Annotated in this window: 18 protein-coding genes and 1 other annotated feature; of the genes, 15 read left to right on the forward strand and 3 right to left on the reverse strand. The window is 44.6% G+C overall.

The window, feature by feature from the left end; translation table 11 throughout:
- Window positions 1-77 precede the first annotated feature (77 nt).
- The 4 genes from fabF (at window position 78) to ACWGXJ_RS09405 (ending at window position 3,789) form a co-directional block, all read left to right on the forward strand.
- Window positions 78-1,316, forward strand: coding sequence for a beta-ketoacyl-ACP synthase II (fabF, locus tag ACWGXJ_RS09390; RefSeq protein WP_165175803.1), 1,239 nt, complete (start codon window positions 78-80; stop codon window positions 1,314-1,316).
- Window positions 1,317-1,462: 146 nt separating this feature from the next.
- On the forward strand, window positions 1,463-1,969 hold the full coding sequence (locus ACWGXJ_RS09395; protein ID WP_322172122.1) for a GNAT family N-acetyltransferase: 507 nt from the start codon (window positions 1,463-1,465) through the stop codon (window positions 1,967-1,969).
- A gap of 20 nt (window positions 1,970-1,989) precedes the next feature.
- Complete coding sequence (locus ACWGXJ_RS09400) at window positions 1,990-2,943, forward strand: helix-turn-helix transcriptional regulator (protein ID WP_452566615.1); 954 nt, start codon at window positions 1,990-1,992, stop codon at window positions 2,941-2,943.
- A 105-nt stretch (window positions 2,944-3,048) separates the two neighbouring features.
- A complete protein-coding gene (locus tag ACWGXJ_RS09405; protein WP_452566616.1) occupies window positions 3,049-3,789 on the forward strand; it encodes a zinc ribbon domain-containing protein in 741 nt (246 codons plus the stop codon).
- A gap of 84 nt (window positions 3,790-3,873) precedes the next feature.
- Here ACWGXJ_RS09405 and ACWGXJ_RS09410 read toward each other — a convergent pair whose 3' ends face one another.
- Window positions 3,874-5,109 carry an MFS transporter gene (locus ACWGXJ_RS09410; RefSeq protein WP_254325895.1) on the reverse strand — a complete coding sequence of 412 codons (1,236 nt, stop codon included), beginning with the start codon at window positions 5,107-5,109 and terminating at the stop codon, window positions 3,874-3,876.
- 194 nt (window positions 5,110-5,303) lie between these two features.
- Between ACWGXJ_RS09410 and ACWGXJ_RS09415 the strand changes: the two genes are divergently transcribed.
- The 4 genes from ACWGXJ_RS09415 (at window position 5,304) to ACWGXJ_RS09430 (ending at window position 7,632) form a co-directional block, all read left to right on the forward strand.
- Window positions 5,304-5,885 (forward strand): TetR/AcrR family transcriptional regulator, encoded by a 582-nt coding sequence (locus ACWGXJ_RS09415; RefSeq protein ID WP_069291646.1) that lies wholly within the window; start codon window positions 5,304-5,306, stop codon window positions 5,883-5,885.
- An 80-nt stretch (window positions 5,886-5,965) separates the two neighbouring features.
- On the forward strand, window positions 5,966-6,697 hold the full coding sequence (locus ACWGXJ_RS09420; RefSeq protein WP_069291647.1) for an SDR family NAD(P)-dependent oxidoreductase: 732 nt from the start codon (window positions 5,966-5,968) through the stop codon (window positions 6,695-6,697).
- Window positions 6,698-6,750: 53 nt separating this feature from the next.
- Window positions 6,751-7,059 carry a macro domain-containing protein gene (locus tag ACWGXJ_RS09425; protein WP_452566617.1) on the forward strand — a complete coding sequence of 103 codons (309 nt, stop codon included), beginning with the start codon at window positions 6,751-6,753 and terminating at the stop codon, window positions 7,057-7,059.
- A 12-nt stretch (window positions 7,060-7,071) separates the two neighbouring features.
- On the forward strand, window positions 7,072-7,632 hold the full coding sequence (locus ACWGXJ_RS09430) for a GrpB family protein (protein ID WP_254349439.1): 561 nt from the start codon (window positions 7,072-7,074) through the stop codon (window positions 7,630-7,632).
- Window positions 7,633-7,802: 170 nt separating this feature from the next.
- On the opposite strand, the gene ACWGXJ_RS09435 is transcribed toward ACWGXJ_RS09430, so the two are convergent.
- Window positions 7,803-8,987: an aminotransferase class I/II-fold pyridoxal phosphate-dependent enzyme gene (locus tag ACWGXJ_RS09435; protein ID WP_452566618.1), complete on the reverse strand. Its 1,185-nt coding sequence runs from the start codon at window positions 8,985-8,987 to the stop codon at window positions 7,803-7,805.
- A 42-nt stretch (window positions 8,988-9,029) separates the two neighbouring features.
- Window positions 9,030-9,268, reverse strand: a binding site (T-box leader).
- Between the two features lie 189 nt (window positions 9,269-9,457).
- On the opposite strand from ACWGXJ_RS09435, the gene ACWGXJ_RS09440 reads away from it, so the two are divergent.
- Both ACWGXJ_RS09440 and ACWGXJ_RS09445 read left to right on the forward strand, forming a co-directional pair.
- Window positions 9,458-10,066 carry a DUF1349 domain-containing protein gene (locus ACWGXJ_RS09440; RefSeq protein WP_254327866.1) on the forward strand — a complete coding sequence of 203 codons (609 nt, stop codon included), beginning with the start codon at window positions 9,458-9,460 and terminating at the stop codon, window positions 10,064-10,066.
- Window positions 10,067-10,158: 92 nt separating this feature from the next.
- Entirely contained in the window at window positions 10,159-10,869 is a 711-nt protein-coding gene (locus ACWGXJ_RS09445; protein WP_452566619.1) for a DUF1361 domain-containing protein, read from the forward strand.
- A gap of 56 nt (window positions 10,870-10,925) precedes the next feature.
- Here ACWGXJ_RS09445 and ACWGXJ_RS09450 read toward each other — a convergent pair whose 3' ends face one another.
- On the reverse strand, window positions 10,926-11,855 hold the full coding sequence (locus ACWGXJ_RS09450; RefSeq protein ID WP_452566620.1) for an ArsR/SmtB family transcription factor: 930 nt from the start codon (window positions 11,853-11,855) through the stop codon (window positions 10,926-10,928).
- A 508-nt stretch (window positions 11,856-12,363) separates the two neighbouring features.
- On the opposite strand from ACWGXJ_RS09450, the gene ACWGXJ_RS09455 reads away from it, so the two are divergent.
- The 5 genes from ACWGXJ_RS09455 to ACWGXJ_RS09475 all read left to right on the forward strand — a co-directional run bounded on the left by ACWGXJ_RS09455 (window position 12,364) and on the right by ACWGXJ_RS09475 (window position 18,040).
- Window positions 12,364-13,707, forward strand: a complete 1,344-nt coding sequence (locus ACWGXJ_RS09455; protein ID WP_029516750.1) for an ABC transporter substrate-binding protein — start codon at window positions 12,364-12,366, stop codon at window positions 13,705-13,707.
- Between the two features lie 93 nt (window positions 13,708-13,800).
- Window positions 13,801-14,691, forward strand: a complete 891-nt coding sequence (locus ACWGXJ_RS09460; RefSeq protein ID WP_013309768.1) for a carbohydrate ABC transporter permease — start codon at window positions 13,801-13,803, stop codon at window positions 14,689-14,691.
- Window positions 14,692-14,718: 27 nt separating this feature from the next.
- Window positions 14,719-15,561, forward strand: coding sequence for a carbohydrate ABC transporter permease (locus ACWGXJ_RS09465; RefSeq protein WP_025723511.1), 843 nt, complete (start codon window positions 14,719-14,721; stop codon window positions 15,559-15,561).
- 80 nt (window positions 15,562-15,641) lie between these two features.
- Complete coding sequence (locus ACWGXJ_RS09470) at window positions 15,642-17,027, forward strand: arabinan endo-1,5-alpha-L-arabinosidase (RefSeq protein ID WP_254326049.1); 1,386 nt, start codon at window positions 15,642-15,644, stop codon at window positions 17,025-17,027.
- Between the two features lie 41 nt (window positions 17,028-17,068).
- On the forward strand, window positions 17,069-18,040 hold the full coding sequence (locus ACWGXJ_RS09475; protein WP_254327869.1) for a glycoside hydrolase family 43 protein: 972 nt from the start codon (window positions 17,069-17,071) through the stop codon (window positions 18,038-18,040).
- Window positions 18,041-18,132 lie beyond the last annotated feature (92 nt).

Here is an 18,132-nt window from a genome sequence, read left to right on the forward strand (position 1 = left end):
AAACACTTGTAATAGGATAAGACAAGGGTAAAATGAGGATTATAAGTAAGTCACCGAGCAGGAGGAATGAATAGCTTATGCAAAGAGTAGTGATAACAGGTATGGGTGTCGTTTCCCCAATAGGTAATGAAGTGGACACGTTGTGGAAGAATTTGCTGGAAGGCAATTCAGGTATACGTAAAGTTGATACATTCGATGTGTCCGATTTGAAAGCACAAATTGCTGGACTGGTACAGGATTTTGATGCAGAAAAGCAATGGGGACGTAAAGATGCTAGACGAATGGATCGGTTTACTCAGTTTGCATTATATGCGGCAGAACAAGCGCTTAAGGATTCCGGTCTGGAACTGGATCACACCGATTTGGAGCGTGTAGGTGTCTATGTGGGATCGGGAGTCGGCGGTTTGGATACGTTGGTGAACAATGTAGATGTTCTGCTACATCGTGGACCGGGTAGAGTTAGCCCGACGCTGGTACCCATGATGATCTCGAATATGGCAGCTGCTCAAATTAGTATCGCGTTTGGAGCGATGGGACCTACGCTTTCACCCGTGACGGCTTGCTCTATTGGGAATACAGCAATTGGAGAGGCGTTTCGGACGATTCGCACAGGAGATGCGGATGTCATTTTTGCTGGTGGAACTGAAGCGGCGGTGACTAGATTGGCCTTGGCAAGCTTCGCTAATGCGACTGCCTTGTCCACACGTAACGAGGAGCCTTCTATAGCAAGTCGACCTTTTGATCAGGATCGAGACGGCTTTGTCATGAGCGAAGGTGCAGGTATTCTGGTACTGGAGTCACTGGAACACGCTATCCGCCGTGGTGCGGAAATCTATGGTGAGGTCATCGGTTATGGAGCCAGTTCGGATGCTTATCACATGGTTGCACCGCATCCCGAAGGAACCGGAGCTTACTTGGCGATGAAAGCGGCCCTTCATTCGGCCCGCATCTCCCCGGAAGAAGTGGACGTGATTAGCGCCCACGCAACGAGTACGTCTGTCGGGGATGCCGCTGAGACCCTTGCAATCCATAAGCTGTTTGGTGATTATGCCTATCAGATTCCGGTTACTGCGAATAAGTCCATGCTGGGTCATATGCTGGGAGCTGCGGGCGGGGTCGAAGCGATTGCGCTTGTGCAAAGCCTACGGGAAGGCATCATTCCACCAACGATGCATCTAGACAATCCGGACCCGGTTTGCGATCTGGATTATGTGCCTCACAAAGCGCGCAAGGCTCCACTAAATATTGGGCTATCTAATTCTTTCGGCTTCGGTGGTCATAATGCGGTCATTGTGCTGAAGCGCTACGAGTCATAATATGTAAGGAGTTATTGAAACCAAACCTCAGGCATTCTATCCGGCTGGATAGAGCACCTGAGGTTATTTTAATCGAAGAATAACAGATTCATTTTAGATAAGAGATAGAGTAAGATGAAGGAAAACATTTGGAGGGACGGGAAGCCATGGTTTTAATCAGAAACATACAACCAGCAGACGCTGAGGCTTATTGGAATTTGAGACTGGAAGCCCTACAAATGAACCCCGAAGCTTTTGGAACCTCCTATGAGGAAGCCGCACTAGTTCCGCTATCTGATGTGGTGAAGCAGATACAAAATAAACGAGATCATTACATACTTGGTGCATTTACAAAGGATCATCAGCTGGTTGGCATGACCGGGTTTAGAAGAGAGCAGAAAATAAAGACGCAGCATAAGGGAGCAATTTGGGGAGTTTATGTACCATCGACCTATCGAGGCCAGGGGATCGCAAAAAAACTTTTATTTGAAGTTATCAGCCAAGGTAGAAAAGTGGAAGGTTTGAAGCAAATCAACCTGAGTGTGGTGACTACCAATCAAGCTGCTGTTGAGCTGTATAGAAAATTGGGATTTGAAACCTATGGTATAGAAAAGAATGCTTTGGAATATCACGGTCAGGGATATGATGAGGAGTTCATGGCTTATTTTTATTAATGACGAAAGGTTTTGAAAAAATGAAAATTGACCGATTGCTTTCTATCGTCATTTTGCTGCTAAAGAAAAATAGAATACAAGCGAAGGAACTGGCTGATTTATATGAGGTTTCGATCCGGACGATCTATAGAGATATTGAAGCGATTAGTATGGCAGGTATTCCGGTGGTCACTTATCAGGGAGCCAACGGGGGAATCGGTCTTATGGAAGGATACCGCCTGGATCGCAGTATGCTGACGGATCATGATATAAAGGATATCGTGATGGGTTTGCAGAGTTTGTCCTCGTCGTTGGGCGGCCCGAATGTGTCGCGGTTACTTCATAAATTTGAAAGTATTATACCGGAATCTGGGAAAGAGCAATTTAGTGTCCATACCACACAGTTTATCGTCGATCATTCGGGATGGGGAAATCGGGCTGCGCAGGAAGGCAAATTGATAAAGGTAAAAGAAGCAATGAGCCAAGCGCGCACTGTCGCCTTTACCTATCGAAATGCGGGGGGAGCCATAACGGAACGGAATGTTGAACCGCATACGCTCGTTCTGAAAGGACAACAATGGTTTGTATATGCATATTGTCCCGATAGGGAGCAGTTTCGTCTATTCAAACTCTCGCGCATGAGTGACCCTGTGGTTACAGAGACCGTTTTTGCTCGCAGGGATCTTTCTTATGAAGTGTTGCCGTGGAATGAGGGGCGGATGGAGGTATCCAGAGCCGTACAACCATTTACGCTACAATTTAACCGTGACTCAAGGCATCTGGCGGAGGACTGGTTTGGCGTAGAAGCATTGACCGAGCAGGAGGAAGGGATCTATACGGTTTCGGTCCCGTTTCCTGAGGATGCATGGGCGTACGGATTTATTTTAAGCCTGGGACCGGATGTGGTTGTCAAAGAACCAGCCCATTTGCGTGACAAGATTCATCAGATGGCGCTGCGTATTGCGTCTAATTATGAAGAAGTTCAGGAATCATAAAGGAAATCTTGTTAAAGTAAAACAAACCTGACCCATAGTTGTCAGGTTTGTTTCGTTATACTTGTGGCATACCTGATATCAGTTAGCGAAAGGGGATTTACGAGGATGGATAAAGCTTGTCAAAGTTGCGGGATGCCGCTAGAGCATGAGGACCAATATGGAACGGATGCACAACATCATAAAACGGATGAGTATTGCAAGTATTGTTACAAGGAAGGCGAATTTGTACAGCCTGAATTGACGATGGAGGGAATGATTCAGCAGTCTGTGCCTTTCCTGGTAGAGGAGGGGATGCAGGAAGAAGAAGCGACTTCGATGCTGCGCAATTACCTGCCGTTTTTGAAACGATGGCGGTCCTCAGAGGATACGGGGCTTACACTGGATGGACCCATTCGGGAAGAATATCGAGGTGAGATCCGTTTGATTGGGTTGAAAGCACGTACAAGTAATCAGAATGAACAAACATCTCACGGGATCATTCCAAACATGTGGGAACGTTTTTGGAGTGAGGACGTGCCTGGTCGGATAAAGGAAAAAGCAGGACATGCTTCTGTCTATGGTTGCTATACTGACTATGAAAATGGAGCTTTGGGCGAGTATACGTTTTTTATCGGGAAGGAAGCGGCTGTAGATTTCCAAACTCCTGATGACCTTGAAGAACTTATCATTCCGGCTGCACGCTACGCCATTTTTCAGGCAACTCAGGAACCCTCTTCTGTCTTCCGTGTATGGCAGACGATCTGGGAGTGGGCTGCCACGGGACAAGGGGAGCGGACATACACAGGTGATTTTGAAGTGTATGGCAGTCCTGATGAACCTGTTTTGATTTATATTGCAATCAAGTGATGATTTTGTTGTGACAGAAGAGAACCGCCGGTCATTGTCGTGAACCCGGCGGTTTTTCTGATTCAATCAATAGCAGTCTCCCCTTCAAGTTGAACGTCGAGTTAAAGCCCAAAAGATGAGAGCCAGAGCACTGACACCAGCTCCTAATAGACACACCCCGTTCCATCCGGCATAGATGTACATATGAGTGGAAGCGATGGCCCCGGTGGCGCTACCAATGGAATAAAATATCATGTAGCCTGCAGTAAGTCGGCTCCGTGCCTCAGGGCGCACATTGAAAATCAAGCTTTGGTTGGTGACATGTACAGCCTGTACCGCCAAGTCCAAAAGAATGACGCCAAGAACTAAAGCGAACAGAGAATGCTCGGTGTAGCGGATAGGTAACCAGGACAGCAGCAACACAACTAGTGCGATACCCGTCGTCCGTTGTCCCAAGCCCTGATCGGCAAGACGCCCTGCTCGTGCTGCTGCTAATGCCCCGGCGACTCCAGCCAGACCAAAGGCCCCGATAGCAGTATGTGAAAGAGACAATGGGGGTGCACTGAGAGGTAACACAAGCGAAGTCCACAATATGCTGAACGCCGTAAAAATAAGCAATGCAAGGACAGCACGAATGCGCAGAATTCGTTCTTGCAAAAATAGTACGATAACCGATCGGAGCAGCTGCGCATAGGAAAGTGTCGCACTTGTGGGTTCGTTCTTTGGCAACACCCGCAACAGAGCTCCAGCCATAAACAGCGTAAGTATGGCAGAAATAAGGTAAACTGAACGCCAGCCTGCCAGATCAGTTAATACACCGGCCACGGTTCGTGCCAGCAGAATGCCGATAACGACTCCACTGGTCACCAGACCTACGATACGCCCACGTTCAGTCGGATTAGCCAAGGTAGAGGCGAAAGCCACGAGTGTTTGAGTGACTACAGCCAGCAGACCAACCATTGCCATTCCCATAAGCAGTATTGTACGGGTAGGAGCAAAGCTAACCACGATTAGTGCCAGCACGGATAGCAGCATTTGCCCTGTAATCAGTCGCCGTCGATTCAAAAGATCGCCAAGCGGGACGAGCAGCAATAATCCCAACGCATAACAAATTTGCGTGATAGTAATGACCATGCCTACCGATGAGTGCGTAATGCCAAATTCGTTTGCCAGCGCATCCAGCAATGGCTGTGCATAGTAAATGTTAGCGACAGCCAGCCCGCAGGCTATGGCAAACAAGAGTGCCACAGATCGGGACAGGGAGGGAATGGGGGCTGTTTCGGCAGCATTTGCTACCGTTTGATGAGGGAGGAGTACCGCTTTTTCTTCTGACGTCTTCATTTTCACATACCACGTCGCTTTCTGTATTTACATACCGTTGAGTATAATATACTGATTGGTATGTAATGAATTTAGGTCAATATAACTTGTGTACATATGAAATGTCAAGAGTTCATCATGTACATATTTGACAGTTCCTTATCGTGATTATACAATCTTAATATACTGAACGATATGAAAAGAAGGAGCTGCTTATGGTTCGACCACGGGAATTTGATGAAGATCAAGCGTTGGATGCAGCGATGCGAATTTTTTGGGAAAAGGGATTCGAGGCTACATCTTTAAGTGATTTAACCTCCAAAATGGGAATTCAGCGCCCTAGCATTTACGCTGCCTTTGGAGACAAGAAGCAATTATTCGAAGCCGCGCTGCGCAAATATACGCAATCCCACGCTGCTTATGTACGCTCTAGACTACAAAGCAATTCTTCTGTAAAAGAAGCGTTTTACAATTTTTTTGGAGGAGTCGTGGCAGAAGAGTACGAGGATGGGCCTAATAGAGGATGCTTTTGTATTAATACGATGGTAGAATTAGCCCCTCATGATGAGAAATTTGAGATTTTAACCAGAGAACATCAGATGTATCTTTCTGCCGTCTTTCAGGAAACCCTCGAGCGTGGTATAAGATCAGGAGAGCTGGAGGCTAGCATGGACGCACGAGCTCTGGCCCATACGATGGTCTCTTTGTTAATTGGGATTACCGTGATGATGAAGTCGCGCCCAGAGCGTTCTTTTGTGGATCATTCGGTTGCGACTGCACTTATGTTACTGAAGTAAGTTTCTTTCATATAGCTGATAGTACTTGAGAGAGGTATTTTGAGTAAAACTATATACCGAACGAGAGAGGGGTTTCTTCATTGCTTAATAAAATGAAAGTTATTATAACAGGAGCTGCTTCCGGCATTGGAAAGGAAATTACTCAGCAATGTCTAAGGGAAGGCGCAAGTGTTATTGCGTGTGATATGAATAAACGTTCTTTAAACGAACTTGAGGCTGAACTGAATTCACCAAGTTTGTACACCTATCTGATAGATATAAGTAACTATACGGAAGTAACTGATTTTTTTACATACATTAAGGGAGAACACCCGGACATAACAGCTTTAGTCAATAATGCAGGTGTTTATAGAGGAAAGAATATACTCGACTATGGTATGGAAGAAATAGAGAAGGTGCTGGACATAAATATTAAGGGATGTGTATATTTCTCGCAATTTTTTGGAAAGTTCATGATTGAGAAGAAGCATCAGGGAATTATCGTAAATATGTCTTCTGTTTCTGGAATGGAAGGAAGCTCAGATGCGATCTATGGATTATCAAAAGCTGCAATATTGGGCTTTACTAAAAGCTGTGCCATGAATTTTTCACCTTATATAAGAGTTAATGCTGTGGCACCAACGATGGTAAGTACTCCAATGATGGATCATATTCCTGATTGGAGAAAGGAGGAATATACAAATCATCAGCTAATTCCTGAGCCTTTAAAAGCAGAAGATGTTGCTTATACTGTCCTGTTTCTGCTATCGAAAAGATCCAGGCATTATACGGGAGCGACCTTTGATATTAATAATGGGTGTTATCTAAGATGATTTTTTACGAGAGGAGGAGGATTAATGAATACCCAAATTGAACTTAGATAAACGTGAATGTTGTTCATACCGTTGGTCCTGTGTGGAATGGTGGCGACCATCAAGAAGAGGAGCTATTGGCGAAATACTACCAGAATACACTCCAATTGGCTTTGCAACTGAATGCACGAAGCATTGTCTTTCCGAATATCAGCACTGGTATCTACCGTTTCTCGAAAGAAAAGGCGGCGGATATTGCTATACAGGAAGTGACACGTTTTGTACAGGAACATGCCGGTTTGAATGAAATTATTTTTGTTTGTTTTGATGCGGAAAACGCTCAGTTATACAGTCGTAAGCTGCAATACATGAGTAGAAATTAGGGGGGATTATGAATGCATGAGGAGCAAAACCAGGACCATTGGCCGGTGTGGGCTACGGAGCCTGTAAAAATAGTAAATCCTGATCCTGCCTGGTCAGAGCAGGGCTTAAAGATCATTTACCAGTTGCGGGAGTTATTACTGCCGTTTAAGGTGACGGAAATCGAACATATAGGAAGCACGGCAATTCCCAATCTTTCCGCTAAGCCCATTATTGACATAATGGCAAAATTAGAATCTTGGGATCAACTGGAACAGATCGTGTCTGCTTTACAACCAGCAGGCTGGAACTATGTTCCGCCTGAATTGGACGGTCGGGAATGGAGGAGATTTTTGGTTAAAGTGGAACAGGATCAAAGAAAGGGACATCTGCATCTCATACTGAAATCTGATGAGCATTGGGATCGGCAGCTATTGTTTCGGAACCGACTTCGTGAACAGCCTGAGCTGATTCAGCAATATGATGTATTAAAAAGGCGGCTGGCGATGGAAAATCAGCATGATCGTGAAGCGTACACGGAGGCCAAGACTGATTTTGTGCAAAACGTTCTGAATACCGGACATCCTAAAGATTAGGATGTCCGGACTCCCGGGTGCTTTCCGACCAAGCGCCGAAATCTCCAACATTTGTTATTGCCATGTAGGGGAATGGCCAAAAGGCTTGCCAGCACACCAGAAAAAGCTTATTCAGAAGCTGCTACGGTAGTGTTCACCCAGTGTTCATTTCATGATAGGGAAAATCGCATTTATAGACGTTTCAAGAATGCGCTAATGCGTTCCAAAGCCATTTCCAACTGTTCTCGCGATGACGCATATGAGCAGCGGATAAAGCCCTCGCCGCCTGGGCCAAATGCGGAACCGGGTACTGTAATGACTCCTTCTTCTTCCAGCAACTGCTTGGCAAACTGCTCTGAGCTTAACCCTGTGTGCATAATGGAGGGAAAAGCATAGAAGGCACCATTTGGTTCGTGACATGGCAGTCCTGTCTGACATAGGCCTTCAACGAACCATTTTCTACGCAGATTGTAAGATTCCATCATACGATCTTTTTCCTCCAGCCCGTTACGCAGGGATTCAATAGCGGCAATTTGCCCGATAATAGGAGCGCACATGGCGGTATATTGATGAATCTTCAGCATAGCTGAAATCAACTCTCTTGGGCCACACACATAGCCGACCCTCCAGCCTGTCATCGCAAATGCTTTGGAAAAGCCGCTGATGAGCAGGGTACGCTCTTTCATTCCCGGCAGAGAAGCGAAGCTTACATGCTTCTGTCCATAGGTCAGTTCAGCATAAATTTCGTCTGATATAACGACAAGATTATGCTCCTCAACCAGGCGGGCAATCGGCAACCAATCCTCATAGGTCATCACCCCACCCGTCGGATTATTCGGATAACAGAGAATAAGCACTTTGGATCGTGGAGTCAGCTTGGCTTGGAGTGCCTCAGCTGTTAGCTTGAACTGCTGATCCGCAGAGGTTTCAACCGTTACGGTATGTCCTCCGTTCAGAAACGTGATGGGCGAATACGAAATATAACATGGAGCCGGAATAAGTATTTCATCGTGTGTGGTGATCAGGGCGCGTAGTGCCAAATCCAGTGCTTCACTGCTTCCAATGGTTACCATGATTTCATCTGTCGGGTTGTAGGATGTGCTGAAGCTGCTCTCCAGATACCCGGCAATCTCCTCACGAAGCTCGGGAAGTCCAGCATTCGGTGTGTATGATGTTTTACCATTTTCCAGTGCTGTGATACAGGCCTTTCTGACATGTTGAGGGGTTACAAAGTCAGGTTCACCGACACCAAGCGATACAATATCTTTTCTGCCTGTACTATATTCAAAAAACTTACGGATGCCTGAAGGTGGCATTTCCCGTACAGCTGGAGTCAAAAAATCGGTTATAGATACTGCTGTCGATACATTTGTCATGATGATTTCCTCCTTTTTGAAAAACAAAAAAACCCGCCCCTGTAAAGGGACGAGTTTATACCCGTGTTACCACCCTAGTTTCATTCCATACGAAATGACACTCTGTTCACGTATCCATCAATACGTGTTCCGGTTAACGCTGGAAAGGCGGCAGAGCTTACTTCAGGTTCAGCCCGCTTCTCAGAGATGGCGTTCGGCTACCCTCGGAATGTTGGCTTTCACCTGCCCCAACTCTCTGCAAATCCGCTGTATAGCTTACTCGTTCTCGTCATTGAAATTTGTTACCGTATCAAGTTAGGTGTAATTATAAGCACAACATTTCAGGATGGCAAGTCTTTTTTTTATAAACATTAAAGACAGATCATCATTATTGACGACTGGAAAATAACGTATATAGTGGTATCAAGGGGATTGTGCCCCAGATTTCAATGTGTTATATGACTATATTGCCAGAGAGGAATGGTATCCATATGAACGTATTTGAACGCTTTAGCGGTAAAGTTTTGCCGGCGGATTGGAGTTGGATCAATGAGCCGGCTGAATGGAGATTCGATGATTCCAAGTCTTTGCAAATTTCTGCACCTTCACAGGCAGATTTCTTTAGAGATCCGTCTGGCGCAACGGTAAAATCGTCCGCACCCTTTTTGCATACAACGCTTCAAGGTGATTTTACAATATGGACGAGGGTTCGTGTTGATATGAAGCAGCCTTATGATTCAGGATGCTTGATGATGATGGCGGATGATACCCACTGGGCTAAGCTGTGTTTTGAATATTTTGAAAGCACTCCATCTATTCTTAGTGTGGTCACTCGGGATACATCCGATGATTGTGTCTCTGGGGCGATGGACGTGTCCAATCCGTATTTACGAGTGGCACGAGCTGGAAATTGCTTTGCATTTCATTATTCATCAGACGGTCAGCATTGGAAGTTGGCGAGATATTTTGGTATGAATGTTCCTAACCAGCTCAAAGTCGGAGTTGTTGCTCAATCTCCGGTGGGGGAGGGCTGTGCTGTTACCTTTGATGCCTTGACGATAACAACCCATGTATCCGAGGACATACGAAACGTGGAGTAAATAGACAAAGGCCTCTCTAAATATGAAAGCGCTATGAAATAGGGTTTAAAAAGACGTATATACGCATGATCAGGCAGGAGGTAGATGGAAACTTGCTGTTAAGAAGGAAGGGTTACAAGCTGCCCAGTTTGTTGGGAGTGCTGCTTGTAGCTACGTTGGGCTGTTTCGGACTCATTATGTATTTACAGTCCACAAGTGGAACGAGGATGTATCAATTTCTGTATTGGGATATATTCCTGGCCTGGGTTCCGGTCTTTATCACTCTGGGAATGATGGCTTTATCCCGACTGCGAAGTACAAAAGTGAGAAGTATTCTTTTATTTTTCTCCTCAATTGTATGGTTGTTTTTTCTGCCGAATGCTCTTTATTTGGTGACTGAGTTACTTCATGCGTTTCGTTTTTACGATGTGAATCCTGATACACGTTTTTGGTTGAACACACAATTTTGGTTAATCTTATTTACGTCTTTTTCAGCAGCAGGGCTTGGCCTTTTTCTTACATCCCTTTGTGTATTGGTGATCCACCATATGCTGAGGAGGATTTGTTCAGGTGGGCTCGCATGGGCTGTAGTTTTTGTGTTGTTGTGGCTGGCCAGTATAGGCGTATATATAGGCAGATTTGCTCGCTGGAATAGCTGGGATGTGTTGTTGCAGCCACTGGTGCTCCTTACGGATATTTGGAGATGGGGAGTACATGCAGTACCAAGGCTTCATTTACTGTCCTTTTGCTGGTTGGTATTTGGGATAGCAGTCATTTTTTATTTATTGATCTATATCTCTTTAAGTGAGGATCAGGATATTTAGGCCGAGGACATGTATTCAATGAATACAGGCTTCGGCCTATTTTTACATGTGGCGTGTCAGGAGTTGGCGTTGTCCTCCCCGTGCACATCATAAAGCACCCGCACAAGTAGATCCTGACTGAAATTCCCAAATCTTTTGCCGAAAATAGTAAGCCCACCTTTGTTTTCCGATTGATCGGTTACGGATAAGCGGAGTGTAATGTCGCTTTTATAGTTAAGGTTAATATCGTCTATTGTGACCTCGGAAATGCGGCACCCGTCAATGAAGCTGCCTTGCTGATTGATGCGAATTAATTTGAGCATACCATATTGATTTAAATGCGGTGGCCACCAATCTGGATTGAGAACCCCCGGCACTTCTCCAAAATCTCCGGCGCTGGTCCAGTGCCCAATAGGGATACCGTTAATGTGAAAACAAATGTCGGAGGGATATTCCTCACAATAGCAGGGTGCTTCTGAGCCTAGTTCTGCGGAGAATTGAATTTCTTTAAAGGATTGATTCGCTTTCAGATAGTTGGGGATGCGGTATTCCAAAAAGCCTTCGGCCATCCAGATCATTTCCGACTCCAGCCGCCCGGGATCTGCAAAATAGCGTGGATCATCAAAATCGCCGATAATGCTGTCTCGGGTCACCAATCCACAAGTGGGGGACGCTTGATAGTTACTGTAATGACCTACGCGAATCTCAACCTCATACACATTTTTTTGTTCTCTGCTGCGCAAATCTACCATCAGCTTATCCTTGTTCAAATAACACATTTTTCGGATACCGTGCTTGCCGCTCACGGTATTGATCTCCACAAGACCGCATTCTTCCAATTTTCGAATATGCATTGTAATTGTACCGTTACTCAAATTAAGTTTGTTGGCAATGTCATTCATACTTTGTCCCTGGTAAGCAAGTAACTCGAGAATTTGAATGCGGATTTCTGAACCCAGTGCTTTAAAAATATCTAACCCTGACATTAAGTCCTTAATATAAATCATAGCTATAGACCATCCTTATCTATAAAAATTGTAATGTAAGCGCTTATATATTTATTTTGATTTATGTTAAAATAAAATCAAAAAGAAGTAAACTGCTTTTTTGTAAATTTTCTTTACTAAACCAAGAGAGGAGCGAATTGAACTCCAAATTAGGGATTACTTCATAAATAAATCGTATTTAAGATTTATTTCTAGTTTTTTTGATGTAAATAAACTTAAATACGATTTAATTTTGCTTTCCATGTTACTCTAACCTATGTTTTATAACTATTTAAAAAGATTGAAAAATACATTGACGAACCGAGGAAAGGCATGCTATATTTTGTTTGTAAACGAATTCATTATTGATAAAGAAAAATGTTAATTATACGGTACATGAGAGGGATGATAATCACAGCGGCAATCAACAACGGGTTGTGTACCGCACAGTTAAAGATTAGGCCGAGTGGTATGAAATTATTTTAGCACCGATTGTATGCGGTTTCATTTAAATTTAGGAGGGGTCGCGTTGATAAAGAAAAAAGGTTTTGCAATAACAATGGTTGTTCTGTTGTTAATGGTGGCTGCACTGGCTGGTTGTAGTGGGGGAAGTTCCAGTAGTGATGGAAGTAAGGAACTGACATTCATGTTCCGTGGTGGAACAGATGAACAAAAGGCTTATAAGGAAGTAATCAAGAAATTTGAAGAGGAACATCCTGGCGTAAAGGTTAAAATGGTCGTGACGGCAGCAGATCAATATGCTACAAAACTTAGAGCTGCGATTACAGGAAACAACCTCCCAGATATCTTTTATTTTGCCCCTGGAGATGTGAAAGCTTATGTAAACAGTGGGGTGTTGAAGAATCTCACTCCTTACATTGAGAAGAACAAGGATATTAAACTGGATAACATCTGGAAATACGGTATAGATTTGTATCGCTATGACGGCAAAATGGCCGGTCAAGGAGATATTTACGGTATGCCGAAGGACTTAGGTCCATTCGCACTCGGCTACAACAAAACGATGTTCGAAAAAGCGGGCGTTCCATTGCCTGACAAAGACAAACCGTATACATGGGATGAATTTATCAAGGTTAGCCAAGAGTTGACCAAGGATACCAATGGTGACGGCAAGCCAGATCAATACGGTACAGGCTTTAACGTTCAGTGGGCATTGCAAGCCTTTGTATGGAGTAATGGGGCTGATTGGCTGGATGAGAGCAAAACTAAAGTAACGATTGATGATCCGAAATTTGCGGAAGCGCTTCAGTACTTTGCTGATATGCAAAACAAATATAAAATTACACCTGGTATTGAACAATCACAAACATTGGACACATACCAACGTTGGATGAAGGGCGAAATGGCATTCTTCCCGGTAGGTCCTTGGGATATGAGTACATTTGAAAAACTGCCATTTGAATATGATTTGCTGCCGTTCCCAGCCGGATCGACTGGCAAATCGGCAACATGGATTGGTTCTCTGGGTATCGGCGTTTCCTCTAAAACAAAATACCCGGATGAAGCTGTTGAACTGGTTAACTATCTGACAACTTCTAAAGAAGGAATGAAGCAGCTCGTAGATGCCAAGGTACAAATTCCGAATCTGTTGGACATGGCTGATGAATGGTCCAAAGATACGAAAACCAAGCCTAACAATAAACAAGAGTTTATTGATATCGTGAATGACTATGGACGCTCATTACCAGGCAACTATACGTATAATGCAGAATGGTACGATATTTTCTTCACAGATATTCAACCTGTGTTGGATGGTAAAATTACGGCGGCAGATTATGTGAAACAAGAACAACCGAAGATGCAGAAACTGCTAGATAAAGCGGTGGAGCAAGAGAAAAAATCACAGAAATAATGCGTAAATAGAGGAAAAAGGGATGATGTTAGTGGCTAAATATCATGCTGCTAACATCATCTTCATTCCAAATTAGAAACAGAGGTGAGCCCTGTGATAACCAAATCTAATCTCTACCGCAAAGAGAAGGTATATGGATACTTATTTATTCTTCCACCTATTCTCGGTCTGCTAATCTTTACGTTATTCCCGTTTGTCTATTCGTTATACGGCTCTTTTACAGACTGGGACGGATTGGGACAAATGAACTTTATTGGCCTCGACAATTTTAAAGATTTATTTAGCGATGAGCTCTTTTATAAATCGATGTACAATACTCTTTTCTTAATGCTGGGTATTCCGATCGGTCTTGTACTAGCTTTACTGCTGGCACTAGGTTTGAATCGCAAGATTCCAGGTACGACAACATTTCGTGTGATTTACTATATCCCGGTTATTTCTTCGTTGGCTGCCGTTTCTATTATGTGGAACTGGGCATACAACGGAGACTATGGTTTGGTGAACCAATTCCTCGAAATATTCGGTATTAAGGGTCCTAACTGGCTGATGGATAAAGATACGGTCAAACCGGCCTTGATTCTCATGACCGTCTGGAAGGGTCTCGGATATACGATGCTGCTATATTTGGCAGCCCTGCAAAGCGTATCTCGCTCTTATTATGAAGCAGCAGAGCTAGATGGAGCTAGCGGATTCCAGATGTTCCGTAATATTACATGGCCAATGGTGAAACCAGTAACCTTCTTCCTGGTCGTAACTAATATCATTGGTGGTTCGCAAATCTTTACTGAAATGAACATTATGACACCTACAGGGGGTCCGGAATACTCATCCGCCTCAATCGTCTTTTATATTTGGGATAAGGCATTTAAAAACCTGCAAATGGGATATGCCTCCGCGATGGCTATGATTCTCGGCATCTTCATTTTTATCGTAACTTTGATTCAATTTAAAATGAATGAAAAATCGTCCTTTGATGGGGATTGATTTTCGCGGAAAGGAGTGAGTCTGATTATGTCCCATAGTCAAAAAACGAAAGTTACCAATATCATTATCTTTATTGTACTAGCGATTGGAGCGATTGTGATGATCGCGCCGCTGCTTTGGATGCTGTCCACTTCGGTGAAAGAAAAGCAGGATGTCTTTGCTCTTCCACCAGTATGGATACCAGAGGTGTTCCAGTTTGGCAAGTATAAGGAAATTTGGGAAGCAGGACCTTTGTTAAGCGGGATCAAGAACAGCGTGATTGTGGCTGTAAGTGTTACCGTTGTTGGTACCTTCACATCCAGTGTGGCCGCTTTTGCATTTGCAAAGCTGAGATTCCCTCATAAAAACAAACTGTTTTTGGCACTCATCGCATCTATGATGATTCCATACCCAACGGTTATGATTCCACAGTTTATGATGTTTTCCAAACTTGGCTGGGTCGATACACTTTTGCCTCTGATCGTTCCAGGTTTGTTCGGAAATGTAGTTATGATCTTTTTCCTACGGCAATACTTGCTTAGCGTACCGGATGCCATTATCGAAGCTGCGAAAATTGACGGAAGTTCTTATTTCCGACTCTATTCGTCGATTACGTTCCCGCTCATTAAGCCGGCAGTTGCGGCACAGCTTATTTTATGGTTCATGGGGATTTGGAACGATTATTTGGCACCGATTATTTACTTGAACTCACCAGAAACGCAGACATTGCAGCTGGTTATCGCGAATTTTAATGCGACTTACGCTATTCAGACGGACTATCCGCTTATTATGGCAGCATCGATTATAGCCTTGTTACCTGTACTGATTATATTCTTGATCTTCCAGAAACAAATTATTGAATCGGTTGCCATTTCGGGTGTCAAAGGTTAATTGACACTTGGAGGGGACGGATGAATGATGTAAGGCAGTCACAATATGTAATGGGTAAAGGAAGGAGGAGAATAACAGTTATGGTTATGCTGCTTATGCTGGGTCTATCCGGCTGTGGGGATAACACTCCGGACCCTGTGTATCCGCAGGCTCCGCCTCCCGATCACTTGTATGATCAGAGTACGATTAATGATGAACAGCGCTGGACCATTAACAATGCACATGACCCGGCGATTATCAAAACAGATCAAGGCTATTATGTCTACTCAACGGATGTAAAGACAGGTGGAGAATTGAGACCTGGTGTCATGGTACGCAAATCGACTGATCTGATTCACTGGAACTGGGTTCAGTATGCACTCCCCGGCATTCCAAAGGAAGCAGAGGCGTGGTCATCGGCAACCAATCTGTGGGCACCGGACATCATCAAGGTGGGTGATACCTATCGGATGTATTACTCCGCTTCTACCTTTGGCAGCACACGGTCTGCGATTGGATTGCAGACGTCCAGCTCCCCGGAAGGCCCTTGGAAGGATGAGGGGCTGGTCGTTAAAACAGGAGAGCATGACAAGCTGAATGCGATTGATGCCAATCCGGTGCTGGATGCAGAGGGAAATCCATGGATGGTATACGGCTCTTTTTTCGGCGGTATTTATATTACACCGCTTGATCCCCAGACTGGAAAGCTCAAAGAATCTGGCTATGGTAAAAATATCGCTGCCAGAGATCGGGCAACTGAGGACGGTGCTGTAGAAGGGCCTTACATTGTGTACAATCCAATGTTCCGTAAATACTACTTGTTCGTCTCGTATGATTCTTTGTTTGAGGACTACAATGTTCGTGTTGCCCGTTCAGATTCTATCACAGGCCCTTATGTGGACATGAATGGACATGATATGGCAGATACCAGCTATTTGCCTCAATACGAGATTGGAAACAAGGTATTGGGCGGTTATCGGTTCAGCGAAGGAGAAGGCTGGATTGCGCCGGGTCACAATTCTGTCCTGAAGGACGGTGCGGACTATTATATTGTACATCATGCGCGGGGAGAAACGGACAAGAGCTGGCCGTACCTGCATGTACGCAAAATATTGTGGACGGCAGAGGGCTGGCCGGTCGTCTCTCCGGAGCGCTATGCGGGCGAAAAGGAGCAGGATATACCCAAAAGGCTATTATCCGGCAACTGGGAGCGCATCGTGATAAGGCAGGAAGTAGACGGCCAGGTGGAAGCTGAACCGCTCCGTCTGGAAGATGGAGGGCGGGCAACCAGCGGTTCTCTTGAAGGTCACTGGAGTTTTGATGGCAAGCGTACTCTAACAATGGATTGGAGCAATACATCCGCGGGAACAAAGGAAGAATTGTTATTGCTTCCTTCATGGGACTGGGAGCTTGGTCGCCATACTTTAATTTTCACGGGTATGAATGAAAAAGGAATTTCCATTTGGGGAAAACGTATCAGCGATTAATTTGTTTGAACTACATACTACACATAGAGGAGAGAATAACCATGAATCAATCTGTACCCATTAATAATCCGGTCATTGAGCAACGGGCAGACCCTTGGATTTACAAGCATAGTGACGGATACTATTATTTCACCGGATCTGTGCCAGAGTATGACCGCATTGAGGTTCGACGAGCAAGTACTATTCAAGGCTTGAGTACAGCAGAGCCTGTCGCAGTGTGGCACAAATATGAAACGGGCCCGTTAAGTGCGAACATTTGGGCACCGGAAATTCATTATATTAACGACAAATGGTACATTTATTTTGCAGCAGCTCGTACAACGGAAACGAAGGAAGGCCTGTTCGACCACCGGATGTTCGTGCTGGAAAATGATTCAGCTAATCCTCTGGAAGGGGAATGGGTGGAAAAAGGACAGATCAAAACCCGTTGGGAGACGTTCGCTCTCGATGCGACAACCTTCCAGCATAATGGGGTTTTGTATTATGTGTGGGCTCAGAAGGACCCTGACATCGTCGGTAATTCCAATCTGTATATTTCTGAAATGAGCAATCCATGGACGCTGCGCGGTGAGCAGGTCATGATCTCCACTCCTGAATATGATTGGGAAATCATCGGTTTTAAGGTGAATGAAGGAGCAGCGGTTCTGAAACGGAACGGGCGGATCTTTATCAGTTATTCAGCTAGCGCCACAGACCACAATTATTGCATGGGCCTGTTGACAGCAGATGAGAATGCGGATTTACTTGATCCGAAATCATGGACGAAATCACCTGAGCCGGTATTCTGCACCAATGAGGAAACAGGACAATTCGGGCCAGGTCATAACAGTTTTACGGTTGCTGCTGACGGTAGCGATGTAATCGTATATCACGCCCGGAATTACAAGGAAATTACAGGCGACCCGCTGTATGACCCGAATCGTCATACACGTGTTCAGCCGTTCAACTGGAAGGAAGATGGAACACCTAATTTTGGTATTCCAGTGCCAGATGGCGTCTCCGTTAATAACTAAGCAGAATATATGCTAGACGATTGACGCGTCACATAGCGACGCTATAACTTTATAAAACATCGCAGAGAAATGATTTTGCTGCGTCTAACAAT

This window comes from Paenibacillus sp. S33, from assembly GCF_053615415.1.

Excerpts from the sequence above, each read along its gene's own strand:
- fabF (WP_165175803.1), top strand. The coding sequence starts at position 78 with ATGCAAAGAGTAGTGATAACAGGTATGGGTGTCGTTTCCCCAATAGGT.
- ACWGXJ_RS09395 (WP_322172122.1), top strand. The coding sequence starts at position 1,463 with ATGGTTTTAATCAGAAACATACAACCAGCAGACGCTGAGGCTTATTGG.
- ACWGXJ_RS09400 (WP_452566615.1), top strand. The coding sequence starts at position 1,990 with ATGAAAATTGACCGATTGCTTTCTATCGTCATTTTGCTGCTAAAGAAA.
- ACWGXJ_RS09405 (WP_452566616.1), top strand. The coding sequence starts at position 3,049 with ATGGATAAAGCTTGTCAAAGTTGCGGGATGCCGCTAGAGCATGAGGAC.
- ACWGXJ_RS09410 (WP_254325895.1), bottom strand. The coding sequence starts at position 5,109 with ATGAAGACGTCAGAAGAAAAAGCGGTACTCCTCCCTCATCAAACGGTA.
- ACWGXJ_RS09415 (WP_069291646.1), top strand. The coding sequence starts at position 5,304 with ATGGTTCGACCACGGGAATTTGATGAAGATCAAGCGTTGGATGCAGCG.
- ACWGXJ_RS09430 (WP_254349439.1), top strand. The coding sequence starts at position 7,072 with ATGCATGAGGAGCAAAACCAGGACCATTGGCCGGTGTGGGCTACGGAG.
- ACWGXJ_RS09435 (WP_452566618.1), bottom strand. The coding sequence starts at position 8,987 with ATGACAAATGTATCGACAGCAGTATCTATAACCGATTTTTTGACTCCA.
- ACWGXJ_RS09440 (WP_254327866.1), top strand. The coding sequence starts at position 9,458 with ATGAACGTATTTGAACGCTTTAGCGGTAAAGTTTTGCCGGCGGATTGG.
- ACWGXJ_RS09450 (WP_452566620.1), bottom strand. The coding sequence starts at position 11,855 with ATGATTTATATTAAGGACTTAATGTCAGGGTTAGATATTTTTAAAGCA.
- ACWGXJ_RS09465 (WP_025723511.1), top strand. The coding sequence starts at position 14,719 with ATGTCCCATAGTCAAAAAACGAAAGTTACCAATATCATTATCTTTATT.
- ACWGXJ_RS09470 (WP_254326049.1), top strand. The coding sequence starts at position 15,642 with ATGGTTATGCTGCTTATGCTGGGTCTATCCGGCTGTGGGGATAACACT.
- ACWGXJ_RS09475 (WP_254327869.1), top strand. The coding sequence starts at position 17,069 with ATGAATCAATCTGTACCCATTAATAATCCGGTCATTGAGCAACGGGCA.